Source organism: Microbacterium sp. 22296, from assembly GCF_052045385.1.
In the GTDB taxonomy this organism is placed as follows: Bacteria; Actinomycetota; Actinomycetes; order Actinomycetales; family Microbacteriaceae; genus Microbacterium.
Genome location: NZ_JBQEOS010000009.1, coordinates 79,235 through 101,407, shown reverse-complemented (window position 1 = coordinate 101,407; position 22,173 = coordinate 79,235). Strand labels below are relative to the sequence as shown.

Genomic DNA, 22,173 nt, shown 5'->3' with positions numbered 1-22,173 from the left:
AGGGGCGGGGCGATGCGTGGGACGACGACGCCGACGCGGGCGGCGACGAAGGGCCCGCGCTGCCGTCGGCCCGCTCCTGCGGTCGTTCGCCCGCGGCGGGGAAGGGGATCGCGGGCGTCGCAGACCACGTTCCCGGGCACGGGCGGACGGACGTGGTCATCCATGCGCAGCTCCTTCGCCTCGTGCGGCGATCCCGCAAATGAGAACGGTTGCTGAGATCGATTGCAAAAAGAGTGTCACAGGGTTCGCGATGCTGTCAACGTCGCTGTGGCCGAGCTCGCGGAGCGGCGCGAATTCGTGTATCCATCAGTGTCATGTTCCAAAAACTCGAAGTCCTGGAGACGGTCCGCCAATCCGGAAACGTCCTCATCGTCCGCTTACCGACCGCCGAGGAGGCATACGACGTCGCGACGGCTGCCGTTGACGGAGGCATCCGTGCCCTCGAAATCACCCTGTCCATCCCCGGCGCCCTCGGCGTGATCGAGCGTCTCGCCGAACGCTTCGCCGATCGCGACGTGATCTTCGGCGCGGGCACCGTTCTCGACGGGCACGCCGCATGGGCGAGCATCCAGGCGGGCGCGCGGTTCCTCGTGAGCCCGAACCTGAACCCCGACATGATCCGCGTCGCCAACCGGTATCAGGTCGTCACCATGAGCGGTGCGTACACGCCCACCGAGATCCTAGACACCGCGGAAGCCGGTGCCGACATCGTCAAGCTCTTCCCCACCGAGGCGGGCGGCATCCCGTACACGAAGGCGGTGCTCGCCCCCCTCGCCCACGTCCCGTTGCTCCCGGCCGGCGGGGTCACCACGGCGAACGTCGGGGAGTGGTTCGCCGCTGGCGTCGCCGCAGTCGGTGTCGGCAGTGCCATCACGAAAGCCGGTGGACCCTCTCGCGACCTGCGCAAGGTCACCGAGGCCGCGGAGGGCTTCGTCGCCGCGATCGACCGGGTGAAGCGGTGACAGCGGATGCCGACAGGCTCCCCCTCGCGTACATCACCCTCGGTGGGGCGGGGTCGGGCAAGTCGACCCTCTCGCAGCGGCTGAGTGCCGAGACGGGGGCGGTGTACCTCGATAAAGACACGATCGCCGGCCCCCTCGTGCGAGTCGCCCTCGACGCCCTGGGGCAGGACCCGTCCGACCGAGAATCCAACGACGTCTACGTCACGGCGATCATGCCCGCCGAGTACGAGACGCTGTTCGCCGCCGCGGGGAGCAATCTCGCGCTCGGTCACGCCGTCGTGCTGGACGCGCCATTCGTCGCGTACCTCGACGACCCCGGATTCCTGCGGCGCTCCGTCGCGCAGGCGGGGTGGCCCCCCGCTCGAATCCGGGTGATCCGGGTGCGCGCGTCACCGGAGGTCGTGCGGCGGCGCCTCATCGAGCGAGGCAGCGAGCGCGACCGCGCGAAGCTCGCCGACTGGGATGGGTACTGGGACCGGTTCGGCGCGCTCCTGTGTCGCTGGGAAGGAATCGAGATCGTCGACTTCTGGAACGAGGATGCCGATGCCCTCGACCGACTCGACGAAGTGACGGCACCGAGCGACGACGCAGATCCGACCGTCGCGGGACATTCCGGCCCGCCCGCTTGACAAGCGCGACCGACGCGTGTGAGCCTGCTGTAACAGCGTTACAAGACGCGACGGATCCACGAAGATGAGGAGGTGTCGTCATGGCTCTCGCTGATGATGTCGCCAACACCATGCGTGTTCTCGAGTTACTGTCGTCTCGCCCGGAGGGGCGGCGCGTTAGCGAGATCGCGGAGCGCCTCGAGATCAACAAGGCGATCGCCCATCGCCTGCTCACGGCTCTCGTCGGCGTCGGATACGTCATGCAGGATGCGCGCAGCTCGAGCTACGTAGCGACGCACAGCCTCGGGGCCCTGGGTCTTCGACAGCTGTCGTCGTCCGGCGTCGGCACCTGGGCGCAGCACACGCTGGAGACGCTTGCCGGAGCGTGCGAGGAGCTTGTCCGTCTCGCGGTCGCGACCAACGACTCCCTTCAGTGGATCGCCAAAGCTCAGGGGTCCAACTCGTCCCTTCGCCTTGATCCCGTCATGGGCCAAGACGTGGTGCCGCACGCGACGGCCTCCGGAAAGGCGTGGCTTTCGACGCTCTCCCGAGAGCGCGTCGAAGCCGTCCTCGATGGCGAGAGTCGCCTGAGCGTCGCGGCACGCTCGGCGCTTCATCGCGACGACCTGCTGGTCGAGCTGGACGAAGTACGTCACCGGGGCTACGCGACCACCTTCGAGGAGATGGACCTCGGCATCCACGCCGTGGCCGCTCCCATCTACGGCGCCGGACCCGACGGCGAAGCAACGGGAACCATCAGCATCGCGGGACCGTCCGTGCGCATGACCCGCGCGCGGATGGCCGAGCTGTCGCCTTCGCTCATCGCAGCCGCGGCGGAGATATCGAAGAGCTGGCCCAGCTACGCCTATCTCGTCGCCGACGCCGCACTGACCGCCTGACCCACCCGGCCGGCAGAAGTCGGTCATCCTTCTCGGCTCACACAGCCACCCGTCGACCGGGGCGACGTTCGTCGTGCCCGCCACTCATTGGAGAGTCCATGTCCACTCCGCACTCCGTCCCCGGTCGGGCGGCAGATCATCCGCCGGCACTCGCGCCGAAAGGCCGAGCTCGAAACCTCCTCGCCGGGACGGTCGGACACTTCGTCGAGTGGTACGACTGGTACGTCTATGGACTCCTCGCCGCGGTGTTCTCATCGCAGATCTTCCCCTCCGACTCCCCGTTCGCGTCGCTCATCGCCGCCTTCCTGACGTACGCGATCGGCTTCGTGGTGCGCCCGCTCAGCGGCATCATCATCTCGCCCCTCGCCGACCGGTACGGCCGGCGACGGATCCTCGCCCTGGCGGTCTCCGGCATGGCGCTCGGCGCTCTCATCATCGGACTCACTCCTCCGTTCGCCACCGTCGGCTACCTCGCCCCGATCATGTTCGTCGTCGCGCGCATCCTGCAGGGCATCTCGGCCGGAACGGAGGGGCAGAGCGCGATCGCGTTCATGGTCGAGCACGCCCCCGCCGATCGTCGCGGCCTGTTCGGATCGTTCACCAACATGGCCAGCGGTCTGGCCACCCTGGCAGCGACCGCCGCCGCGGCCATCGTCACATCGGTGTTCGCCAGCGACGCATTGCAGTCCTACGGGTGGCGGATTCCCTTCATCCTCGGCGGTGTCTTCGGCATCGTCGGTCTGCTGCTGCGCGCCCGTTCCGACGAATCGCCGGAGTTCGAAGCCAGCGCGGTCGTGGAGCAGAAGTCGGCTCCTGCTCGACTGCTCGAACTGCTGCGCTCCCACCCCAAGGCGCTCCTGCAGACGGCAGCGCTGTCGGCGCCCGCCGTGGCCTACTACACCTGGGCGACGTTCCTGCCGACGTACGCGAACCTCACGTCCGGCCGGGACCTGTCGTCGACCCTGGCGGGCAGCGTCATCGGGCTCGCCCTCCTGGTCATCGTGGTTCCGGTCACCGGGTATCTGTCCGACCGCCTCGGACGCCGCAAGATCTTCCCCATCATCGGCGCGAGCGGAATGATCGTGCTCTTCTACCCGCTCCTCCTGCTCCTGCAGACGCCCGGCTTCTGGGTGTACGTCGTCGTCGCGGCATCCGGATGGGTCGTCCTCGGCATCTGGCAGGCGGTGTATCCGACCATCCAGGCCGAGCTGTTCCCCGCATCCGTCCGCGTGTCGGGCATCGGCTTCGCTCACCAGATCGTCATCGCGGTCTTCGGCGGAACGGCCCCCCTGATCGCCGCCGCCTTCGTCGGCGCCGGACAGCCGATGCTCGTCGCGGTCTACATGATCGTCGTCGTCGGACTCTGCCTCGCCGTGTACTTCACATTGCCCGAGACCGGCAGCCGCGCGCCGGGTGCGACGGTATCCGCGACGGACAGCATTGCCACCATCTTGACGGCAGACGCCGCCGCCGAGGCTCCCTCGAGCCGCGGCCGCAGCGCGCGCCCCTAGTCCACCGTCGCCTCTGCCGGAAAGGCATTTCGCATGATCATCAACACCTTCTCCTACCTCTGGTCGATGTCGGCACTCGATGCCATCGCCGAGCTGGTCGAGGAGGGATACTCGACCTTCGAGATCCCGATCAGCTCACCGCACTGCTGGCCCGCCGACATGACGGCGCAGGAGCGCGCCGGCGGCGCGGCCAGGCTGCGCGAGATCGGCGCGTCGGTTCGCTCCCTCAACGCCGGCGGCTACGACATCAACCTCGCCAGCCCCGGCGCCAGCATGCGTCGAAAGAGCATCGAGCACATCTCCTCGGTGATCGACCTCGCGGGGGAGTGGGGTGCCACTGACATCGTCATCTCGCCTGGCACGCGGCGCCCGATGATCTCGCCCTCTCTCGACCGGGTGCACGGATGGCTCCTGGAGAGCATGCAGGAGTTGGTGCCGCTGGCTCGCGCTGCCGGTCGGCGACTGCTGTTCGAGAACACCCCGTACTGCTTCACTCCCACGATCGATGAGCTCGCCGCTGTCGTGACCACCATCGACGACGACGCGGTGGGGATCGTCTACGACGTCGCCAACGCCGCGTACATCGAGGAGGACCCGGTGGCAGCTCTGCGCGCGCATCACGAGCTCATTCCCCTCGTGCACGTCTCGGATACCGGGACCGATGTGTGGGGGCACGACCCGATCGGCACCGGAGTGATCGACTGGCGCGGTCTCGCTGAGGTGGTCGATTCGACGCTGGGCGTCGACAACGTCGTGCTCGAGATCATCCGCGAACAGGACACCCTGCGCGAGTTCGCGACGGGCGTCGATGCTCTCCGCGAGCGGGGCTGGACCATCTCGGCATGATCTGCTGCGGCGCAGGACGCGAGGGGTGCGGCGTCGAATGCGCCCGAACCGGACGACGGAAGGAAGAACGCGAATGAGAGCTCTGGTCAGCGGAGGAAGCAGCGGAATCGGTGCCGCGGCGAGCGTGAGGATCGCAGAAGCGGCGATCGCGCGCGGGGAGGAAGCGATGATCGCGGTCTGCGGACACACCGCGGGCGCCCGCCATGACGAGGTCGTCGAGCAGATCCGGTCCATCGGGGGTCACGCCATCGGTCTCGTCGGCGACCTGGGCGACCCCGATGTGCCGGCGCAGCTCGTCGCCGCCGCCGTCGAGGAGTTCGGTGGGCTGGACGCCCTCGTGGCGAACGCGGGGGTGGCGAAGCCCGGGCCGCTGAAGGACGTCACTCTGGAGGACTGGGAGTCGATGTTCTCGGTCAACCTGCGGGGGTCGTGGTTGCTGGCGAAGGCCGGTCATCCCCATCTCGCGGCCAGTCGCGGTGCCGCCTGCTTCACGTCATCCATGTCGGGACAGCAGCCGCACGCCGGGTCGGGGGCCTACAGCCCCACGAAGGCGGCGTTGACGATCATGGCGCAGACCTTCGCGCTCGAGTGGGCGCCCGAGGGCGTCCGTGTCAACGTGGTGTCACCGGGGATGACCCGGACCGGGATGACGGAGAAGATGTACCTCGATCCCGACATCAAGAAGGCGCGGGAGGGCATCATCCCGTTGGGACGCATCGGCGACCCCATCGACATCGCGAACGTCATCGAGTTCCTCGTGGGCCCGCTCTCGGCGTACGTGACCGGTCAGGACATCGGCGTCGACGGCGGCTTCTCGAAGTCGATCCTGAGCCATATTCCGGGGCGCCCCAGTTCGTCGTAGAACCCGGGGCTCCAGCGCGCGGTGACGGTCCGATCCGTCGCCGCGTTGCTGTGTGCAGCCCCTGTCGACCGCCGCGGAGAAAAGCGTTGACAGGGACACGTAACGGCGTTACATTCACTGCAACCGATCTCAGCAATCGATCTCATTGGAGAGATACATGACCAGCAAGCGATGGGGCTTGGCGCTCGTCGGAGCGACCACCGTGGGCCTCCTGCTCTCGGGCTGCTCCGGCACCGCGGCCACGGAAGACCCGAACGCTCCCGTGACGCTCACGTACTGGGACTTCCTGGACCCGAGCCAGGACAACCCCCGCTCGAACGCCCTGAAGGAGAACATCGCGAACTTCGAGGCGGCGAACCCGAACATCACCATCGACCTGTCGGTGGTCTCGCTCGCGGACATGCTCAACCGCCTCCCGCAGGCGGCGGCAGCCGGACAGGCCCCCGACGTGTTCAAGATGTTCACCCCCCAGGTGGGTCAGATGGCGGCGGCCGGCGTCTACTCGCCCCTGCCGGACGCCGCCGCCGGAGTCACCGACTGGCTGCGCCCCACCGACAACCTCGTCGACCGTGACGGAAAGCAGATCGCGGTGCCGTACGAGTACCGCACCTGCGCGCTGTACTACAACCAGAAGATCCTCGACGAGGTCGGCGCCACCGTGCCGACGACCTACGACGAGGTCGTCGACGTGGCGGCCAAGACCGCCGCGGCCGGCTATACGGGCTTCGGGATCGGCTTCTCCGACACCGACAACTCCGCCATCGTCAGCACCCCCTTCGACTGCTTCATGAGCCAGGTCGGGCAGGACATCTGGGATGGGGACGGAAACCCCGACTTCGCGACAGGCAAGGGAGAAGAGTTCGGCTCCTTCCTCGCCGACCTGCGCGACGCGGGCGGGCTGAACCCCAGCGTGGTCTCCGACAGCTACTCCACCGTCACCGACGGACTGACCAACGGCACCGTCGCCATGGCCGTCCTCGGCACGGAGCGTGCCATCACGTTCAGCAAGACGAACCCCGACTTGAAGTGGACGGCGCTTCCCGCCGCCTCGACGGGAGACACCACGGGGTCGACCTTCGGCTGGACGCTGGGTATCGGCAACGGTTCGAAGCACGCCGACGCCGCCTGGAAGTTCATCGAATACATGACCGGCCCCGAGGCCGGTGCCGTGATGGCGACGGGCGGAGAGGTGCCGACCCGTCAAGCGGCGTACGACGAGCCCTTCTTCTCCACACCGGATGCCGAGAACGTCAACAAGATCGCCGCGTACGTGCAGGAGAACAGCGAACCCCACCTGTACTCCGACGACTGGGTGACGGTGGCCACCGCGCTGTCGAACGCGGGACAGCAGCTCTACCTCAATGGTCTCTCCGGCAGCGAGTTCATCCAGACCGCGCAAGAGACGGCTAGCAAGTAAGTCGATGACGACTCCGGGGGGTTCGCCGAGCGAACCCCCCGGGAAAGAAGGACACGATGACCGTCACCACCGCCCTCATCGCCGAGGCGCCCCCCACCCGCTCCGCAGAGCAACCGCGAACCCGACGTCCTGACCGCCGCGTGTGGCTGTACGTGCTGCCGGTCGTCGCCGTCTTCCTCTTCGTCTTCGTCGGACCGCTGTTCTACACCGCGTGGACCGCGCTGCACGAGACGAACTACTACCAGATCGGTGAGTTCTCCGGGCTGAACTCCCTGGTCGACCTCTTCTCCGATCCCAGCCTGCCCGCGCAGATCGGCACGACCCTCACCTTCTCCCTCGGTGCACTCGTCATCGCGCTCCCGGCCGGGTTGCTGTCGGCCATCGTCCTGAACAACCTGCACAGCTTCAAGCGCACGGTCCGCAGTCTCTTCCTCCTGCCATGGCTCATGTCGCAGGCCACGGCCGGCACGGTGTGGCTCTGGTTCCTCAACCCGAACTTCGGCCCGGCATCGGCCATCACCACGTCCCTGGGATGGGGGCCGACCGACGTCTTCTCCACTCCCGGCGCGGCGCTCGTCGCGGTGACGCTCATCACGGCGTGGTGGTCCTACCCCCAGGCCATGCTGCTCTTCCTCGGAGCCCTGCAGACGATCCCGGAGGAGCTGCGGGAGAGCCTCCGCATGGACGGCGGGGGCGCGTGGCGCGGGTTCATCAGCATCACCCTCCCCTACCTGCGCAACACCATCGTCTCCGTCGTCGTCGTGCTGCTGATGCTCTACGTCCAGATGGTCACCATCATCCTGGTCACGACCCGCGGCGGTCCCCTCGCCGCGACGGAGACGCTCTCCATGCGCGTCTACAACCAGACCTTCAACGACTTCGACCTCTCCGGCGCCTCGGCCACAGCCCTGCTGCTGTTCGCCGTCAACACCGTCCTGACCCTGGTCGCCATCCGATTCCGACGGAAGGAAGCACTGTGAGCACGACCATTCAGAGGCGTCGTCGTCGTACGGCGGATGTCCTGCGATCGATCCCGGCCTGGTTCTACATCCTGCTCTCGGCCGCCATCGTCCTTCCGCCCGTGGTGTGGACACTGTCCACCGCTCTCAAGCCCGAGGAAGACACGATCGCCTTCCCGCCGTCGTGGATCCCCGACCCGGTGACCTTCAACGCCTTCACGGGCCTTCTCACCTCCACCAACATGCGCTTCTTCGCGAACTCGCTGATCTACGCGGTCGGGTCCATCGTCCTCGCGCTCGTCATCTGCATCCCCGCCGCCTACGTCGCCACGCGTTACAAGAGCCGGCGCATGGAATTCGTGATGACTGGCATCCTCATCCTGTCGATGGTCCCGGCGATCGTCGTGTTCATCGCGCTGTACTCGATGTTCGTCAAGACCGCTCTGATCAACACGTACCCGATGCTCATCGTCGTCTACACCGCGATCATCTGCGGACAGACGATCCTGTTCCTCCGGAACTTCATCGAGAACATCCCCGTCGAGATCGAGGAGGCGGCGGCCATCGACGGATGCAACAGGTTCCAGATCCTCTGGCGCATCGTCCTGCCGCTCATCCGACCGGGGATTGCCGCGATCGCGATCTTCATCTTCGTCTTCGTCTGGAACGATTTCCTCGTGGGCACGGTTCTGGCGACCACCGAAGACATGAAGACGGTGCAGAACGGCATCGTGCGCTACGTCACCACGGGATTCGGCAACTTCTGGGCCCTGTTCTCCGCGTTCGTCATCGTGGCCTTCCTCCCGGTTCTCGGGGTGTTCGTCGCCTTCCAGCGGTGGTTCATCGCGGGAATGACGTCGGGCGGTGTCAAGGGATGACATCCGTCCCGGACGTTCGGGTCGCGGTCGTCGGTGCGGCCGGCTGGGCGGGGCGCCGTCATGTCGACGCTTTCGCTGCTGCCGGAGCACGGGTGGCGGTCGTCATCGATCCTTCGCCGCACGCGGCGACCATAGCCTCCTCGGTGGGTGCGCAGGTGGGCGCATCCACCGAGGACCTCATCCGGTCGGAGATCGACCTCGTCGTGGTGGCACTCCCCAGCAGTGCCCAGCCCGCCGTCGTGGCTGATCTCCTCCGCCGCGGATTCCGTGTCCTCAGCGAGAAGCCCATCGGCTCATCCGCGCGCAACGCCGAACCGTTGCGCGACGTCGAGGAGATCGACGATCGTTTGATGGTGGGCTACACCTTGCATCACCATCCGGCGGCCCGGAAGCTCAGCGCGTGGGTACGCGCGGCTTCCGTCATCAGCGTCAGCGTCCGCTCCGCCGCCCACAAAGTCTCGCTGGATTCGTGGAGGACCGCCCCGGAAGAGGGTGGGGTCGCCGTGGTCAACGGCATCCATGCTCTCGAATTCGTCGGGTCGCTGTTCCCCGGCCGCGCCGTCGTGAGCGAGAGCTTCGCCTCGAGCGGGCTGCATCACACCGGTGCGACGGACTTCGCCGCAGCCACCGTCCATTTCGTAGGCGGCCCCGTCTTCCGCCTGGAGACGTATTGGAACCCGTGGAACCACACCTCGGGCCTGAATGGCGGGGACTGGTCGCTGGAGATCGACGTGATCGCCCATGAGGGACGTCGCCTCTGGTCGAACTGGCAGATCAACGCCTGGGATCGCCACGGCTCCGAGACCGTCGAGTTCTTTCCGCCGACGGATCTGTTCCGGCAGCAGGCGGTCGCGGCCCTCGAGTTCGCGCGCGGAGGTGCGCCGGTGGTCGATTATCGTCACGCGTTGCGCGCGACGGCACTCGCGGACGAGATCGTCTGGAAGGGGAATGCGGAGCGATGAATCGGTTCACGGCTCTGATCCTCGGACCGTCGCACTGGCACCTTCCGCTCTACGCGGACCGGATCGCGGCACGTTTCGACGTCATCGGCGTCAGTGACGCCAACGTCGACTCGGCGACGCCCTTCGCGGCGAAGTGGAATGCTCCGCTCTTCACGGATTGGCGCGAGCTGTTGTCCCGGCATCCGGTCGCGGACGTGGCGTTCGTCCTCACCCCGCACGACGAGATGCGGGACGCCGCCCTCGCGTTGATCGATCGCGGCATCCCCCTCGTGCTCGAGAAGCCCGGGGGGATCTCCGCCGCGCAGGTCGCCGAGGTCCGGCGCGCGGCGACCGAGGCGGGTGTCCCCGTGACTGTGCCTCTGGTGCAGCGCAACGGGCCCGTGGACGTATGGCTCGCTCGCGCGGGCGACGCGCTGTACGAGTCGACCCAGTTCATCGCCGGACCGCCGGAGCGCTACCTCGCCAATGGGAGCCCGTGGATGGTCGAGTCCGCGCGAGCCGGCGGCGGGTGCATGATCAACCTGGCCCCCCATTTCGTCGACCTCTTCCTCCAGTCCAGCGGAGCATCGACGGCGAGAGTGCATGCCGCGGTCTCTTCGGCACTGCACGGGCGTGAGATCGAGGACTTCGCCTCCCTGACGTTGCGGACGGCGGACGGCCGGGTCGCCACGATCGAGTCCGGGTACGCCTTCCCCTCCTCCGCGTTGAAGCGCTTCTGCGCCTATCGACGGATCGGCACGCGCGGCACGGCGACGATCGGCTCGGACGGCCGTGCCAGCTTCACCGACAACGACGGCATGACGGTGGAGGCGGTCCTGGATGTCGACAGCGACCCGCTCTATCCGGTCTTCGCCGACGCCGTCGCCGACGGCTTGACCGGCGGTTTCGCGGGAATGCCCGGGCTCCTCGATCTCGAGAGGGCGATGTCACTTATCTGGGACGCTTATGACTATGCCTCTCGAAGGGAAGCCGGTGTCCTCACCCAGCATTGACGAAGTCGCCGCGGCGGCCGGTGTGCACAAGTCCACCGTCTCGCGCGCCTTCTCGCGGCCCGACGCCGTGAAGCGGCAGACCCGTGAGCACGTGCTGGCGGTGGCCTCGAAGATGGGGTACTCGATGAGTCCCCTGGCCCAGGCGTTGCGCACGAAGTCCAGCACGCTGGTCCCCCTCATCGTCCCCGACATCACCAATCCGTTCTTCGGGGAGCTCGCCACCGCGATGACGGCTGCCGCGGAGGCGTTCGGATACCACCTGGTCCTCTGCGTCACCGGTGACGACGGTCGCGCGACGGCTGACTACCTGCAGGCGATGCAGGCGATGTACGCCCCTTTCGCGATCATCGCGCCCTTCGGTCGCCTCGACCCCGCCGACCTCCAGCAGTTCGGTTTCGGCAAGAGACTCGTCGTCATCGACCGGATCGAGTCGGCTCACGAGATCTCGACGGTGACGGTCGACAGCAACCGCGGCATCCGTCTCGCCTTCGACCACCTCGTCGGCCTCGGACACACCTCCATCGCGTACGTGTCCGGCATCGCGGGCACGCACACGGCGAGCGACCGGCGCGAGGCCTACTCCGCGTTGATCGACGAGCACGCGATGACGCCTGTCATGTTCGAGAGGGGAATGGGGGCGGGAGCGGGGGAGCGCGCCGCCGAGGAGATCCTACGGAGTGCCGCCCGTCCCACCGCGGTCATCGCGGCCAATGATCTCGTCGCCTTCGGGCTGATCAGCGCTCTGGGGGCGGGGGGTGTCCGGGTGCCGCAAGACATCTCGGTCGTGGGATTTGACGGGCTGGAACTCGGTGCCCGGAGCAATCCGCCGCTGACCTCGGTGCAGCAGCCCATCGCCGAGATGGGTCGAATCGCCATCGACCTGGCGCGTCGGGTGCTCGAGAGCGGAGAGATCGACCACGTCGTCTTGGAGCCGTCCTTGCTCATCCGGTCCTCGACCGGGCCGACGCGTTGACGACGCGCGCCGCCCGTCCTTGTCGCCGCCGAGGCGATATGAAAGCGGTCGACGCGAGTCTCAGGCCGCCCGCCCGCCTGCCATCTCCGGAAACCGACTGATGGAGTGGTTGGGCCTGGCGGTGCTGCTGGCCGTTGCCGTGGGGGCAGCCACGCAGGTCATTGCGGGCACCGGTTTCGCGCTCGTGTGCGCTCCTTTCCTGCTGCTGCTCCTCGGGCACGAGCTCGGCGTACGCGCTGTTCTGCTGCTGTCCGTTGCGTTGAACATCGTCGTGCTGGCGCTGACCTTTCGCCACACGCGCTTGCGAGACGCGCTGCTCCTCCTCCTGCCCGCCGCGGCCGTCGTCGTTCCGGCGGTGGCCGTCGTCGACGCGATCCGCGGGCCGGCGCTCACCATCGCTGCGGGGATCGTCATCATCGGTGCCACGGTGCTGGTGGTACGCGGGCGGGGCCTCTCGGCGATCGCCGGCGCGCGGGGGGTCGTCCTGGTGGGCGCTGTCAGCGGAGTGTTCACGGTCGTCGCGGCCGTGAGTGGGCCGCCCGTCTCCCTCCTGGCCATCGAGCGACGATGGCCGCCGGAGGTGACACGGGCGACGATGCAGGCGTTTCACCTTCCGCTGAACGTCCTCGCCCTCGTCGTTTTGGGCCCTGTCTCGGTGAACGCCGGCGAGTTGTGGTGGGCCGTCGGGGGATGCGTTCTGGGCGCGGTGGCCGGGGCGCTCTCGGTGCGGCGGGTGTCCGCGCGGATGGTGCGTACGGCGATGCTGCTCCTCGCGGCCGCGGGAGGGGCATGGCTCGTCGCGAGCGGGATCTGGCAGATGATCACCACGGCGATCGGCCCGCGGTGAGCATGCGCCGACTGCTCGGCCCACGCTTCTGGCCTGGCGACGGCGCCCGATCCATGTGTGAATGCGGATGTCGCCGTCGCACCCCATTGCGAGGCGCCCGCGCGTCGGCGGGACCGAGAGGTCCCGGACAACGACACAGGCCCCGGTGGAGGGGGAATCCACCGGGGCCTTCACCGTCACCCGAGGGGGACGGTGCGGGGGGTCAGCTGCAGGATCTCGCGGCGTAGGCGGCCGTGACCGTCCCCGTCGCCGATCCCTGGGTCACGCTCACCTTCGCCTCGCCGGCGGCGACCGACGCCGAACGGGTGGCGAACACGGCTGACGTGGTGGCGCCCGCGGCGACCGTCGCGTTCTTCGAGCCGTAGCTCGACGACATGGCGAGCGTGGCCGCCGTGTCACCGGTGTTCACGGCCTTGAGCACGAGCTGCACCTTGCCGGCGACGCAGCGCGCCTCGGCCGAGAACTGCACCTTCACGAGGGAGCGGACGGTGACGGTGGCTTCGACCGGCATGCGCGAGTCGTCCTGTGCGACGCCCGACACCGTGAAAGTGCCCGCGGCGGCGTACTTCGCGGCATCCACCGCGTCCCACTTCACATCGACCGTCTGCACCGAACCGTCGGCCTTGGTCAGGCGCGCCTGGGGCAGCACGGGCGCCGTGCCGGCGTCGGTGGTGACGTCGATGGCATCCACGGTCTTCACCGCGATGTTCGGCGCGTACGCCTCGAGCACCTTCTGGTACTCGGCGCGGGTGACGGGGATGACGGTGCCGTGACGCGGCTTGCCGCCGTCGGCGTTCTGCGGCAGGCCCTGGCGGAGCTTGCTGCCGAGCGGCTGCCAGCTGCCGGCCTGGTCGAGGTTGTTCGTCCCGAACGGCACGTAGTGGTTGGGGCCGCCGTGGTAGTTCGGCTGGTCGATGAAGAGGAACCAGTCGAGGCCGTTCACGTCGCCCTCGTTGGCCGCGAAGATGTTCGGGCCCTCACCGCTGGAGTAGGTGCCGTTCGGCTCGCCGTTGGGCAGGCCGCTGGCGACGCGCTCCTCGACCAGGGTCCACTGGTTCGCCGGTCCCGTCGTGCCCGGGAGCGTCCCCGAGATGGTCGCGAGCAGGTCGGTGGACTTCTCGTGGCGGAGGGTCATGCTCGCCTCGTCCTTCGTGAAGCGGTGGTAGACGCCGTCCTTCTCGGCCACGGTGGAGTCGATCAGACCGAGGCCGTTGCCGCGGCGCACGTCGCTCCAGACCTTCGCGTCGGAGAACGTGACGAAGTCGTCGGTCGTGGCGTACATCATGCGGTTGTAGGTCACGCCCGTGCGGTCGGCCGCGTTCGTGGTGGGGTACAGGTTGGACGCCCAGTAGACGACGAAGGTGTCGAGCTCGTCGTCCCAGTACGCCTCGGGGGCCCAGGTGTTGCCGGCGAAGTCCGACGACACCTTCACGTGACGCTGTGCCGACCAGGTGACCAGGTCGTCGGACTCCCAGACCTCGATGTACTTCGAGCCGGAGATCTGCGCCGTGGCGAAACCGCCCGCGAGGCCGTCGATCTTGAGGTCGGTGGCGATCATGTAGAACTTGTCGCCGTGGGGAGCGCGGATGATGAACGGGTCGCGCAGACCCTGGGTGCCGACGGTCGAGGTGAAGATCGGCTTGCCCTGGTTGAGGGTGTTCCAGCTCAGCGCGTCGTTGCCCTTCGAGGCGGCGATGCTGACGCGCTCGGCGCCGTCGCCCTCACCGGTGAAGTAGGTCCAGAAGTACGCCTCGGTCTTGTCCGTCGCGCCCGGCATCGGCTGGATGCGAGCGGTGAAGGTGCGGCTCGAGGTCGCGCCGCCGTTGGTGGCGGTGGCGGTGAGCTGCACGTCGACCGCGGGGGAGCCGGCGGCCGGACGCTTCACCTCGACGGTTCGCGAGTCGGCGCGCACGCCGTCGCGCAGCTCGGCGTTGGCCGCACCGGCGGGGGCGACCGACCAGACGATGGTCGAGCCCTCGGCGCCGGCGGTGGACACCGAGAAGTTGCCGCGGATGTTGTCGAGGTTCTGGATCGAGAGCGCGGCGAGGTCGCGCGACACCTTCTCGGCATCGGAGAGCTGCTGCGGGACCGTCACGGCGTAGGTCTGCGTGCGGGTCTCGGAGCCGACGGTGAACGTGGCGGTCAGCGTCACGGACGCGTCTCCCGCTCCGGCTGCCGGACGCGTGACCTTCGCCGCGCCACCGGTGATGGCGATGGCGGCGTTGTCGGACGCCCAGCTGACGGTCGCGCCCGCGCTGGTGGTGGGGACCGTGAAGTCGGTCAGCGCGGTGGTCTGCACGCTCACGCCCGCGACGGCGCGGTCGAGCGCCTGCGCACCGTAGAGCGCCTTGACGTCGCTCTCGCTGAGGGCCGAGGAGTAGACGGCGTAGTCGTCGACGAGGCCGCTCCAGCCCGCGTCGGGATACGTCGAACGGCCCAGGTACGAGACGAGGGACGACCCGAAGGAGGAGACGTCGCGCGAGATGGTGTTCTGGGCGATGCGCGTGCCGTTGATGTAGACGCTCAACTGGCCGGTGGTGCCGCTGATCACGGTCGTGTACAGGCTGAGCCCGGCGGGGGTGCGGGCGCCGGTGGATGCCGCGTTGGTCGCGCCGGGGCCGACCTCGGTGCCCCACGGGGCGCCGGCGTTCACCGTGTTTGTGACGACCGACTTGACGTAACCGCTGGGGTTGGCGGGGTTCAGGAGCCAGTACCCCGACGAGAACGACGCGCCGGAGGCGACGGGGGCGCCGATGAAGGCGGCGGCGACGTTGCCGTTGCCGGAACGCGGCGAGAGCCACGTCGAGATGGTGAGGTCCTTCTTGCCGACGAGGCCCGCGGTGGGGATGTCGAGGTAGGCCGCGGTGCCGGCCGAACCGCCGGGGAGCGACAGGGCGCCGCCCGTGACGGAGCCCCCGTTCTGACGGAGGGTCGCGTTGTAGTTGTTCCCGCTGCTGTCGGCGATCGTGGCGCCGTCGGCGCCGTCGAAGGAGTAGTGGATGAGTGGCTGCGGTCCGGTGGCGGCCTGGGCGGCCGTTGCGGTCGCGCCCAATCCGGTCAGGGAGACGGCCATCGCGGCCGAGACGGCCAGGCCCTTCCTCCACAGGGGTGATCGTGTGCGCGTGCGCATGGGCGGGCGTCCTTGCTCTTCGGGCGACGCGACGCGCATCCGGGCCCGGGACGGCGACGTCGGGGGCGCCGGGACACGCGTCTTCGCGGTCTTCGGGTGACCGCGGAGCGGTCGAGGGGCTGTGTTGTTACCGGAAACACCCGGTGGTCTCACGGTAGGACTCGGCGCAAGGGGGTGTCAAGCACGGTTTGCGCGACCCGGCCCGAACGAAGCAGGGCGCGTGGGGCGGGCGGGGTGCGCGGGCGGAGGACCTCTTGCTCTGCGCGCGAAGTGAGCGGTAACATGCGAATGTTCGCGCTCGGAAGAGCCCGATCATCCTGGCAAAGGAGCTGGAATGACGAACGCCCACCCGACCGCCCCCACCGCATCTGCGCGAGTCCCGGCCCGTCCCCGGAGGAGCGCGATCCTCAGCCTCGCCACCGGGTTCGCCCTCCTCGTCGGGGGCGTCGTCCCCCTGGCGGCGGCTCCCGCCGCGGCCGAGACCGCTATCCCCTCGTCGGGCCTGCGTGCGGAGTACGTCTTCGACGAGACCGCCGGCGCCAGCGTGCCCAACAGTGCACCGACGACGCTGGGGGCGGCGACCGTGATGAACGGCACCGACGCCCTGTGGACCGGATCGTCGCTCGTCTTCACCGGGGGTGCGAAGACCAGCCCGACCGCCAGCTGGGTCCGGCTGCCGAACGACGTCCTCACTGGTGCGCGCTCTGCGACGGTGACCATCGAGACCAAGCTCGACGCGTCGATGAAGAACAACTGGAATTTCCTCTGGAACATCGGCAGCGACTCCCCGACGCGGTCGTACTTCGCGTCGGTGCGCGACAACCCCCGCACCGTCCTCACCACGAACGGTGGTGGCGGCGAGGTCAACGCGCGATCCGGCTCCGCGCTGTCGGCCGACCGCTGGTACAGCCTCACGTCCGTCATCGACGGGGCCACCGGTCGCCTCACCTTCTTCGTCGACGGCGTGCAGGTGGCATCCACCGCCACCACTCTTTCTCCCGCCGACATCACCGATCAGACCCTCAATGCGATCGGCCGCGCGCCCTACCCCGACCCCATGTACAAGGGCGAGGTGTCGACGTTCCGCGTGTACGACCGGGCGCTCTCGGCCGACGAGGTCGCGCAGGTCTCGACGGCGGATGCCGCGATCCATGCCGATGCCCACCGCCAGGCCGCGCAGGCCGTGGTGGACACCGTGTCGCCGGTGACCGTCGACGAGAGCACGACCACCCTCCCGACCTACGGCGGCCGCGTGACCTGGGCCGCGACCGACTCCGGCGTCACGGTCGCCGCCGACGGCAGGACCCTGACGACGGCGCTTCCCGCCGTGGGCTCCCCGGCGCGCACCACCACGCTGACGGCGACCGCGACGGTCCGCGGGGTGACCGCCTCTCGTGCCGTGACCGCGACGATCCAGCCCGCTCGGGCCGCCGACGACGCGTTCGGATACGCGATGGTGCACTTCATCGAGGATGCCGACGGCTACGCCGAGAAGATCTACCTCGACGTCTCGCGCGGCGACGATCCCGAGGCCTGGGACCCCCTGAACGGCGGCAAGCCGATCCTCGCGTCGCAGTTGGGCACCACCGGCGTGCGCGACCCCTACCTGACCTACAACCCCGAGACGAAGACCTACTACATCATCGCCACCGATCTGCGGGTATTCGGCGGCGACCGCGGCGCGGCCGGCTGCACCGACTGGTGCTACTGGACGACGCAGGGCAGCACCAAGCTCAACGTCTGGGAGTCGAAGGACCTCGTCAGCTGGAGCGACCTGCGCCAGTTCGACGTCGCGACCTCGGCCGCCGGTGCCAAGGTCGCCGAGCTCGGCATGGCCTGGGCCCCGGAGGCGACCTGGGTCCCGGGGTACAACGCCGACGGCAGCGGCGCCTTCGTCCTCTACTGGTCATCGACCGTCTACTCCGACGCCGCCCACACCGGGTCGTCGTACTCGCGTGTCCTGTGGGGTGCGACCACCGACTTCACGCAGCAGACCTACCGCTACGGCGGAACGATGATCGACACCGGTCGCGACGCCATCGACACGACCGTCATCCAGAACGACGGCAAGACATACCGCGTCACGAAGGACAACGGCTTCGGCCGGGGCATCTACATGGAGTCGACGACGGCCGCCGACTGGTGGAAACCGTCGACGCCGTGGACCACTGTGCAGGAGCGCATCGGCGCGAACTACTCCGGCGGCAACCCGGGCGGCGTCGAAGGTCCCGCGGTCTTCCAGCGCCACGGCGAGGACGAGTGGTACCTCTACGTCGACGTCATCCCCTCGACCGGATACCGGCCGATGCAGACGACGAACCTCGACGCCGGCTGGACGCCCTTGGTGTCCGACACCTTCTCGATGGCGCCCAGCACCAAGCACGGCGGCATCGTGCCGCTGACCTTCGGTCAGTACGACGGGATCCGGAAGGCGGATGCCACGGCCGTCGTCACCACGGACCTCGGCGACGCCACCGTCACGCAAGGTGCCACCGCCCCGACCATCACGGCCGCTCTGCCCCGCGACGCGCAGGTGACGCTCGCCTACGGTCGCGGCACCGCCTCGCAGCCCGTGACGTGGAACCTCGCCGGTGTCGACGCCACGACGCCCGGGACCTACCCGGTCACCGGGACGGTGCGGACCATCGGCGCGAACCTGAACCAGTGGGCCGGGACCAACGGATCGACCGCCTACAACGCCGCCGACCGACGTCTGTTCAGCTCGACCGCGCTCACGGTCACCGCGGACGTCGTCGTGACCGCCCCCGCCCTGGCCGTCACGGCCACCGCCGAGACGCGGTGCGCCGCCGGCAAGGCGATCGTCATCACCCGCATCGCCAACGGCGGCGCGGCACCGGTCGCCCTGCGGGTGGACTCGGAGCACGGCTCGAAGACGATCGCCTCCCTCGGCGCCGGCAAGAGCACGATCGTGTCCTTCACCGCACGGATCACCCCCCTGGCCGCGGGCGAGGTCACCGTCGCCGCCAGCGCAGGCGGCGCCGCCTCGTCGGTGACGGCGCCGTTCCCGGCGACCACCTGCCGCTGACCCCTGCACCGCGCCCCGGCACCGNGGGGCCGGTGCCGCCGCGGGTCGTGCGGAGCCGCTGACCGCGGTGCGACGGCCGCGAGCGTCCCGATAGGACCACCCCATGCCCACCCCGCGCAGCTCTCCTACCGCTCCCGCGCGCGCGCGGCCGGAGCCCGCACCTCCGGCGCACGACGCCGGCGCGCGCCGGGTGCTCCTGGTCGCCGCCGCGCTGATCGCCGCCGCGATCGTCGTCCGATGGTCGACCATCGACGGCGACGGGTCCCTCCCCAGCGCCCTCTCGGACGGCATCACCCTCGCCGCGTCCGTGGTCATCGAGTCCCTGCCGTTCGTCTTCCTCGGCATCACGATCTCGATCGCGGTGCAGCTGTGGGTTCCGTCGCGTGTGCTGGATGCCGTCATCCCGCGCGCCGGCATCCTCCGACGCGCCGTGCTGTCACTGCTGGGGGTCGTGCTGCCGGTGTGCGAGTGCGGCAACGTGCCCCTGGCTCGCGGGCTGATGATGCGCGGCTTCTCCGTCGCCGACTCGGTGACGTTCCTGCTCGCGGCGCCCATCCTCAACCCGGTGACCCTCATCACGACGTACCAGGCGTTCGGGTGGAGCGACGGCATCCTGCTCTCCCGCATGGTGGGCGGTTTCGTGCTCGCCAACCTCGTGGGCTGGCTGGTCAGCCTGCACCCGTCGCCCGAGCGACTCCTGACCCCGCAGTGGGCCGCGGCGTGCGCCACCGCGGCGACATCGACGCGGGAACCTGCGACCCTCCGTCGCGCGGCGGTGATGTTCCGCGACGAGGTCTCCGCCATGCTGCCGGCGCTGTTCCTGGGCGCGGCCGTCGCCGGTGTCATCCAAGTGGCGGTGTCGCGCGACACGTTGACGGGGATCGGCGGGCATCCCGTTCTCGGCATCCTGGCCCTGATGGTGCTGGCCTTCGTGATCGCGATCTGCTCCAACGTCGACGCGTTCTTCGCGCTGTCGCTCGCGTCGTCGTTCTCGCCCGGCGCGCTGGTGGCGTTCCTCGTGCTCGGTCCGATGATCGACGTGAAGATGCTCGTGATGCTCTCCACGACGTTCCGCGTGCGCACGCTCGCCGGGATCACCCTCGTCGTGGCCCTCGGCGCCCTCACCCTCGGTCTGGTGGTGAACCTGCTTGTCTGACATCGTGTCCCGCTGGGCGGGTCTCGCCCTCTGCGGCATCGGTCTCGTCGCCACCCTCGCGCTCGCCGCCGCGGGCGACCTCACGCTGTACATCCACCCCCGGTACGTCGTCTTCACCGTGCTGCTCAGCGTGGTGGGGGCGGGTCTGTTCGCGGCGGCGGTCTGGGTGACCGCGACCGGTCGCGGCGCGGACCACGACCACGACCACGACCACTCCGCCCCGCGGCGCCCGCGCCGCATGCTGTCGGCGGCGGTGACGGGCATTCTCGTCGTCGTCGCCGCGGTCGCGCTGCTGGTCGCGCCCCCCACGACCCTGAGCGCCGAACGTGCCCTGTCGACTGTCAGCGCCGCCGACGCGGGCGGCGATGTGGCCCGTCCCTCCCTCCTCGGCAGCGATCCGACCCGCTTCTCGGTGCGCGACTGGGCGAGCATCCTCGGCAGCGGGGCCTCCGCCGCCGACCTCGTCGGGCAGCAGGCCGACGTGACCGGGTTCCTGTTGATCGACGACACCGGCTCCGTCCGCGTCGGACGCTACGCCGTCACATGCTGCACGGTCGACGCGCAGTTGTTCGCCGTGCCCGTGATCGCCGCCGATCTGCCGAGCGAGCTCCGCTCGGGCGACTGGGTGCACCTCACCGGAACCTTCACCGACGACGCGGGCGCAACCCGGCTGAGTCCCGAGACCGTCGACGCGGTGGAGGAGCCCGATGATCCGTACCTCTCCTGAGACGGATGCCGTCCGCCCCCGGTCGTCGCGGCGTTGGATCGTGGCGGGGGTCGCCGTCGTCACCGGTCTGGCCGCGGTGAGCACTGTTCTCGCCGCGGGGGCGCTCGAGCGCGGGCCGCGCATCCGCGCCGTCGACGGCGACCCCTCCCTCACGGTGCTCCAGTCGGGAGTGACCCTGGTGTTCCGCGCCGATCAGCCTCTGGACCCCCGTTCGGGCGAGGGAGTGGCGGTCGAACCCGCCGCGCCCTTCCAGGTCGAGGTGACCGGGTCGACGCTGCGTCTGCGCTTCACCGATACCGTCGACCACGCGCGCGAGTACCGGGTGAGTATCCCGGCTCTGCGCGGCCGGGCGACCGGAGCGACCGCGCCGGCCGCGTTCGACTTCCTCACCCCGCCGTTGACGGTGACCACCCTCGAGCGCGGCGGTGGCTTCGACCGCGCGGGCGGTGCCGACGATCGGATCGTCCGGCACGACCTCTCGTCCGACACGGAGGAGGTGCTCTTCTCGGCCCCGCGCATCCAGGAGTACGCCGACGACGGTTCCGGTGTGGTCGCCGCGGTGCTCGACGAGGACGGGCGCACCACCCTGGTCCGCGCCGGCCGCGAGACCGATCCCGAGCCGTTGCCCCTCCCCGGTGAAGGCACCGTCGGCCTGCTCCGGGCCTCCGCCGACGCCGGTCGCACCGGCTTCGTCTTCACGAGCACAGGAGGCGGCGACCAGTCGTACATCAGCACGCTGTTCCTCGTCGACGCAGCCGATCCCGGCGCCGGGCCGCAGGCGGTGCTCGGCATCGATGGCCTGCCCCTGCAGGCCGATTCGTGGTTCTTCATCCCCGGCAGCTCGTACCTGGTCGCGCAGACCCCCACGGGAACCCTCGTCCTTCTGGATGCCACCGGCTCGGCGCCGCCGCGCCTGCTCGGCGAGGTGGGATCCCTGCGGGAGGTGCTCCCCGCCTCCACCTCGCTCGTGGTCGACGGGACGAGCGGGCCGGCGGTGCTGGACCTGACGAACGGGTCGTTGACCGACATCGTCGGCGCAGTCGTCGACGACGTGTCGACGGGCACCGTCTTCCTCTCCGCTTCCGCCTCCGTGCAGTGGACGGCCACCGACGTCGTGCGCCGGGTCGCGTCGGAACCGGATGCCGCGGTGTTCCGCGCCGGCGCCGGCGGGCGCATCGAGGAGGTGTGCGTCTCGCCGAGCGGTCGATACGCCGCGGTCGGCGTCGTGCGCGCCGACGCCGGGATCGACGAGTACCCGACCCGTGCCGAGTGGCTGGGCCGCACGTCGACGGTGGTCGAGGTGGCTTCGGGCGACGTGCTCGCCGAGGTGCCGGGCACGCGCCCGGACTGGTGCGCCTGACGCGAACGCCATCGAAGCGTCCGGAGGGCCGGTGCGGG

General features: G+C 69.2%; 18 protein-coding genes. 17 read left to right on the top strand and 1 reads right to left on the bottom strand.

What is annotated here, in order from left to right:
- The first annotated feature begins 314 nt into the window (after positions 1-314).
- From ACTJJP_RS15040 to ACTJJP_RS14980, 13 genes are all read left to right on the top strand, one after another.
- On the top strand, positions 315-962 hold the full coding sequence (locus ACTJJP_RS15040) for a bifunctional 4-hydroxy-2-oxoglutarate aldolase/2-dehydro-3-deoxy-phosphogluconate aldolase (RefSeq protein WP_440775787.1): 648 nt from the start codon (positions 315-317) through the stop codon (positions 960-962).
- On the top strand, positions 959-1,591 hold the full coding sequence (locus ACTJJP_RS15035) for an AAA family ATPase (RefSeq protein WP_440775786.1): 633 nt from the start codon (positions 959-961) through the stop codon (positions 1,589-1,591). Before ACTJJP_RS15040 ends, ACTJJP_RS15035 begins: the two co-directional genes overlap by 4 nt.
- Before the next feature lie 80 nt (positions 1,592-1,671).
- Complete coding sequence (locus ACTJJP_RS15030; protein WP_440775785.1) at positions 1,672-2,469, top strand: IclR family transcriptional regulator; 798 nt, start codon at positions 1,672-1,674, stop codon at positions 2,467-2,469.
- 98 nt (positions 2,470-2,567) lie between these two features.
- Positions 2,568-3,980, top strand: a complete 1,413-nt coding sequence (locus tag ACTJJP_RS15025) for an MFS transporter (protein WP_440775784.1) — start codon at positions 2,568-2,570, stop codon at positions 3,978-3,980.
- Positions 3,981-4,013: 33 nt separating this feature from the next.
- Positions 4,014-4,826, top strand: coding sequence for a sugar phosphate isomerase/epimerase family protein (locus ACTJJP_RS15020; protein ID WP_440775783.1), 813 nt, complete (start codon positions 4,014-4,016; stop codon positions 4,824-4,826).
- Between the two features lie 73 nt (positions 4,827-4,899).
- Positions 4,900-5,688, top strand: coding sequence for an SDR family NAD(P)-dependent oxidoreductase (locus tag ACTJJP_RS15015; protein WP_440775782.1), 789 nt, complete (start codon positions 4,900-4,902; stop codon positions 5,686-5,688).
- 157 nt (positions 5,689-5,845) lie between these two features.
- Positions 5,846-7,105, top strand: coding sequence for an ABC transporter substrate-binding protein (locus ACTJJP_RS15010; RefSeq protein WP_440775781.1), 1,260 nt, complete (start codon positions 5,846-5,848; stop codon positions 7,103-7,105).
- A gap of 56 nt (positions 7,106-7,161) precedes the next feature.
- The gene (locus tag ACTJJP_RS15005; protein WP_440775780.1) at positions 7,162-8,085 is read left to right on the top strand and encodes a carbohydrate ABC transporter permease; all 924 of its coding nucleotides are present in this window, start codon (positions 7,162-7,164) and stop codon (positions 8,083-8,085) included.
- Complete coding sequence (locus ACTJJP_RS15000; protein WP_440775779.1) at positions 8,082-8,942, top strand: carbohydrate ABC transporter permease; 861 nt, start codon at positions 8,082-8,084, stop codon at positions 8,940-8,942. Before ACTJJP_RS15005 ends, ACTJJP_RS15000 begins: the two co-directional genes overlap by 4 nt.
- Complete coding sequence (locus tag ACTJJP_RS14995; protein WP_440775778.1) at positions 8,939-9,904, top strand: Gfo/Idh/MocA family protein; 966 nt, start codon at positions 8,939-8,941, stop codon at positions 9,902-9,904. Before ACTJJP_RS15000 ends, ACTJJP_RS14995 begins: the two co-directional genes overlap by 4 nt.
- Entirely contained in the window at positions 9,901-10,896 is a 996-nt protein-coding gene (locus ACTJJP_RS14990; protein WP_440775777.1) for a Gfo/Idh/MocA family protein, read from the top strand. Before ACTJJP_RS14995 ends, ACTJJP_RS14990 begins: the two co-directional genes overlap by 4 nt.
- Positions 10,856-11,869, top strand: a complete 1,014-nt coding sequence (locus tag ACTJJP_RS14985) for a LacI family DNA-binding transcriptional regulator (RefSeq protein ID WP_440775776.1) — start codon at positions 10,856-10,858, stop codon at positions 11,867-11,869. The genes ACTJJP_RS14990 and ACTJJP_RS14985 overlap by 41 nt, the downstream gene beginning before the upstream one ends.
- 100 nt (positions 11,870-11,969) lie before the next feature.
- Positions 11,970-12,716, top strand: a complete 747-nt coding sequence (locus ACTJJP_RS14980) for a TSUP family transporter (protein WP_440775775.1) — start codon at positions 11,970-11,972, stop codon at positions 12,714-12,716.
- A gap of 202 nt (positions 12,717-12,918) precedes the next feature.
- Here the strand turns inward: ACTJJP_RS14980 and ACTJJP_RS14975 are convergent, their stop codons facing one another.
- Positions 12,919-15,846, bottom strand: coding sequence for an immunoglobulin-like domain-containing protein (locus ACTJJP_RS14975; protein WP_440775774.1), 2,928 nt, complete (start codon positions 15,844-15,846; stop codon positions 12,919-12,921).
- Between the two features lie 334 nt (positions 15,847-16,180).
- Between ACTJJP_RS14975 and ACTJJP_RS14970 the strand changes: the two genes are divergently transcribed.
- From ACTJJP_RS14970 to ACTJJP_RS14955, 4 genes are all read left to right on the top strand, one after another.
- Complete coding sequence (locus ACTJJP_RS14970; protein WP_440775773.1) at positions 16,181-18,892, top strand: LamG-like jellyroll fold domain-containing protein; 2,712 nt, start codon at positions 16,181-16,183, stop codon at positions 18,890-18,892.
- 103 nt (positions 18,893-18,995) lie between these two features.
- The gene (locus ACTJJP_RS14965; protein ID WP_440775772.1) at positions 18,996-20,048 is read left to right on the top strand and encodes a permease; all 1,053 of its coding nucleotides are present in this window, start codon (positions 18,996-18,998) and stop codon (positions 20,046-20,048) included.
- Complete coding sequence (locus tag ACTJJP_RS14960) at positions 20,041-20,775, top strand: TIGR03943 family putative permease subunit (protein ID WP_440775771.1); 735 nt, start codon at positions 20,041-20,043, stop codon at positions 20,773-20,775. The genes ACTJJP_RS14965 and ACTJJP_RS14960 overlap by 8 nt, the downstream gene beginning before the upstream one ends.
- Complete coding sequence (locus ACTJJP_RS14955) at positions 20,756-22,135, top strand: hypothetical protein (RefSeq protein ID WP_440775770.1); 1,380 nt, start codon at positions 20,756-20,758, stop codon at positions 22,133-22,135. The genes ACTJJP_RS14960 and ACTJJP_RS14955 overlap by 20 nt, the downstream gene beginning before the upstream one ends.
- Positions 22,136-22,173 lie beyond the last annotated feature (38 nt).